The following is a 3,794-nucleotide window of genomic DNA, read 5'->3' on the forward strand; positions in this document are numbered from 1 at the left end:
CCGTCGCCGTCGCAACTAGCGAATTCCGGCGCGCACCATCCATTGCTTTCCATGGCCATGCCCACCGGACTAATCAAGAGTAAGGACAATATTCCGCCTATTAATCTGTTCATCGTGATACCTCGTCAAAAGCAAAATTTGGGTTTTCAGGGCGTGATGAGCGTTGCATCGCGTCGGTCGTCATCGCGAATCGGAGGCTGAAGCCCGCTCCGCGCGCGGCCTAGCCTCGCAACTTAGGGTATAAGCCCAAGTCCCGCGTTGTCTGTGAAGTATTCACGCGATCGGCCGTTGCGGTGGGCGATGTCTGGATTTTGGCCGAGCGAGCGCTGCCGTAAACCTCTCCGTAGTCTGTTAAAAAAGCGCGGAGGAGGTTGAGCATAGGCCGGGCTGTAAACCGATCGGGCTGGCTAGACTTGAGCTAGAATGCGGCCCATTCGAATCCACGAAATTTCAGCGTCATGGCCACCGACACCCCTCCCAAACGTTTTCGCATCGCTTTTTCGTTCGCTGGCGAAAAGCGGCCTTTCGTTGAACAGACCGCGCAGCTATTAGCGGAAATATTTGGCAAAGAGAAAATCCTGTACGACAAATACCACGAGGCGGAATTTGCCCGCTTTAATTTGGGTATTTATTTGCCGAAGCTCTACGGCGAACAGTCCGAATTGATCGTGCCGGTTCTGTGTCAAAACTACGACCAGAAACGCTGGACCGGCTGGGAGTGGCTGCATATCTACAGTCTGCTGACCAAAGCCGACGGGCACCGCGTGATGCCTAGTCGATTTGATTATGCCGATGCTGACGGGTTGAGCGATGCGGCGGGTTTCATCGAACTGGACCCAAAAACGCCGGACCAGTTCGCGACGTTGATACTGCAGCGTTTGGCACTTAACGAAGGCTTGTCCAAGGATTATTATCTGAAAATCCGATCCGAAGCGAAGCAAAATATTGGAAAAGAACTTATCGGGCACATAGATTCGGAATTATCTGATACAGACGGAAATAACGTGCTAACCATGGAGCCTTTGAATGCTCTGGAATTTGAATTCTCCAATCCGGTGCCGTTGTCGCGTTTATACCGCCAGTTGGAGAACTTGGTGAGAGAAGTTGCCAGTTTACCGGCTTTGCATTCGCATCCGATTTTACAGGTTTTACTTAAAAGTAATCCTTCGGGCGGTGTAACCGAAATATATCAATATTGTTGCGATGCCGATCCAAACCTCTTGTTGTGGGAAATCTCGAACGCCATCAAACGGGCCAATATTCCCTTGGCCGAGTCCGGTGTCGATCGGGTATTCGATTTGGTGGCGCATATATGTTTGTTGGCCGGTGCGCGTTGGATTGCCCAGAAGCAAATCGGCCGCGTTCATTGGATCAATGGCATGCCGAGCATCGCTATGACCGAAGAACTAACCGCCACCATAGTGGCGGCGGCTTGGTTTGATTTAGGCATAAAGTTACGAGTCGATCAGGATGGTGGCATCAAGGTGGCGAACTTGATTTGTGATCACGCCGAGACCCAGTTTGGCGTCAAAACCTTTGAGCAAACCATAGGCGATGAAATTTATGCGCGACTACAACGCGAATTAACAGTTGGTAGTTTGGTAGGAATCGATTCACCGCATGACGATGACCTCAAAGCCGGATTAAAAATGTACGAAGACGCAACTGGGGCGAGTTTGATGGTTGGTTTGCCAGGAGCGGTTCCGCTCAAAGGCGTGGATAGTAACTTGTTCAAGCGTGTAAAACAGCGTTGGGGAATTGAAATGTTTTTATACGGTGGGAATGATCATTCCAATGTGGATGAACTGGTTGACGAATGGTTGCGGATTCAAAGTTCCCTGACAAATCATTTCAAGAACATACTCATTCCTTTTGTGACAGTACCTACTACGGGAGAATCGATGGTTATGCGCAATAAAGTGTTTATCAGCTACGCCCACAAGGATGATAAGTTTCGCGAGTATTTGGTTGAACATCTAAAAGTCGCGGAAAACCAGGGTTTGCTCGATATTTGGGATGATCGCGGCATTGGCGCGGGGCAGGACTGGTATGCCGAAATCGACCGGCAGTTACAAAGCTGTAAGGTGGCGGTTATTTTGATCTCTCCGGCGTTCTTAGGATCTAAATTTATTACGTCCGTCGAAGTGCCGACGCTGTTGAATAGACATCAAAGTCAGGGGATGCGTATCGTGCCTCTGTTGGTACGAGCTTGCACTTGGCAACTGGTACCTTGGCTAAGCGCGATGCAAATGCGTCCGTCGGAAGCTCAGCCGTTAGCGGATGTCCAGTTCGATCGCGACCAGCAATTAGCCGACGTGGCGCTGGAAATTACAAACCTGTGTCAATGACCATACATCCGGAATCCGCCAAATGATCGACTGTAAAAACAAGCTTTCACCCATAGAGACCCTACGCCAGCTGACAGACGGCTTCGTGCAACGCATACCCGCCACAAATCACCTGGATGCTACTGTCCACCAATGGTCTCAAGCGGAAATCGACGCTCTGACGTTGGCGATCAGTGCCCGCCGTCCTCTGTTGGTCCGCGGAGAACCCGGCACCGGAAAAACCCAGTTGGCTCGGGCGGTGGCCCAGCAACTGGGGTGGGTTCTGCACGCCACAACGATACATCCGCGATTCGAGGCGTCGGATTTGCTGTATCGCTTCGATGCCGTTAAGCGGCTGGCGGATGCCCAGGCGCGCGAACCCCATTTGATCGAACATAACTATTGGGAGCCGGGGCCGTTATGGAAGGCTTACGATTGGCAACGAGCCTGCGAGTATGGCAGTTGCCGGCCAAAGCTCGGTGACGATCCGCAAACAGAACCCGAGGGACATGTGGTGTTATTGGATGAAATCGATAAGGCTGATAGCGACTTGCCGAATAGTTTGCTCGACGTGTTGGGTCAACGCGCGTTTGAAATTCCGGCGTTGAATTTGCGCTTTGGCGCGCCGTCGCGACAATTGCCCTTGATCTTGATAACAACCAATGAAGAACGCGAACTGCCGGCGGCCTTTATCCGGCGCTGCATAGTGTTGAATCTGTCCCACGATCCCGAGCTTGGATACGAGGAATGGTTGGCAAAGCGCGGATTAGCGCATTTTGCCGAGGGTCGCGATGCCGGACGGACTGGCGTTCCCGTTGAAATTATTCGGTTGGCGGCCAAACGTTTGGTGGAAGACCGCAACAACGCCGAACAAGCCGCGTTACCGCCCCCCGGATTGGCCGAGTTCATCGATTTGCTATCGGCCTTGGTTCAACTGGCGCCGGACGACGCGATTCTTCAAGAACGTTGGTTAAAAAGGCTTAGTGGCTATGCCTTTATCAAACACCGCCCGGTGGAGGGGGTGAAAGGGACCCAACAGCAACGGCCGTTCGATAGTGGGCTAACGGATTGATGCGATGCGAGGGCCGACCACCTACGTGTCAAGCGCCGACTTACTGCTTGCTTTAAGCCTAGCGGAAAGTGATTCAGACATGGCAGACCGGTTGGCGGCGAGCCTGCGTTTTTATCCAAAACCCAAAGAAGACCAGAGCCAACCAGACATTCTTATCCGCGCGCGGGAAGACGAGGCCAGCCCACCGCCGTTACAGCAACAAACCGTTTTGCAGTCCGAGCACAAAAGTGCCTTGACCTGCAAACTGTTGACCGTCACCGCTTGCGAAGCTCTGGAATCCGATAGCCGAACCGTGTCGCAACCGATTGCCGACGCACCAAAGGCATCACCGGCGGATAACCGGATTTAAGCGGCTGACAATCCTTCGGCGTCAGAGGTGCGTCGGCAATCGGTTG

At 52.6% G+C, this 3,794-nt stretch carries 2 protein-coding genes; both read left to right on the forward strand.

All coding sequences use genetic code 11. From position 1 onward, the window contains the following. Positions 1-458: 458 nt before the first annotated feature. Positions 459-2,348, forward strand: coding sequence for a TIR domain-containing protein (locus A1355_RS17150; protein WP_064030420.1), 1,890 nt, complete (start codon positions 459-461; stop codon positions 2,346-2,348). Between the two features lie 22 nt (positions 2,349-2,370). Then, on the forward strand, positions 2,371-3,399 hold the full coding sequence (locus A1355_RS17155; protein WP_064030422.1) for an AAA family ATPase: 1,029 nt from the start codon (positions 2,371-2,373) through the stop codon (positions 3,397-3,399). Positions 3,400-3,794: the final 395 nt, after the last annotated feature.

Origin of the sequence: Methylomonas koyamae (genome assembly GCF_001644025.1) — a bacterium.
In the GTDB taxonomy this organism is placed as follows: Bacteria; Pseudomonadota; Gammaproteobacteria; order Methylococcales; family Methylomonadaceae; genus Methylomonas; species Methylomonas koyamae_A.

Excerpts from the sequence above, each read along its gene's own strand:
- A1355_RS17150 (WP_064030420.1), top strand. The coding sequence starts at position 459 with ATGGCCACCGACACCCCTCCCAAACGTTTTCGCATCGCTTTTTCGTTC.
- A1355_RS17155 (WP_064030422.1), top strand. The coding sequence starts at position 2,371 with ATGATCGACTGTAAAAACAAGCTTTCACCCATAGAGACCCTACGCCAG.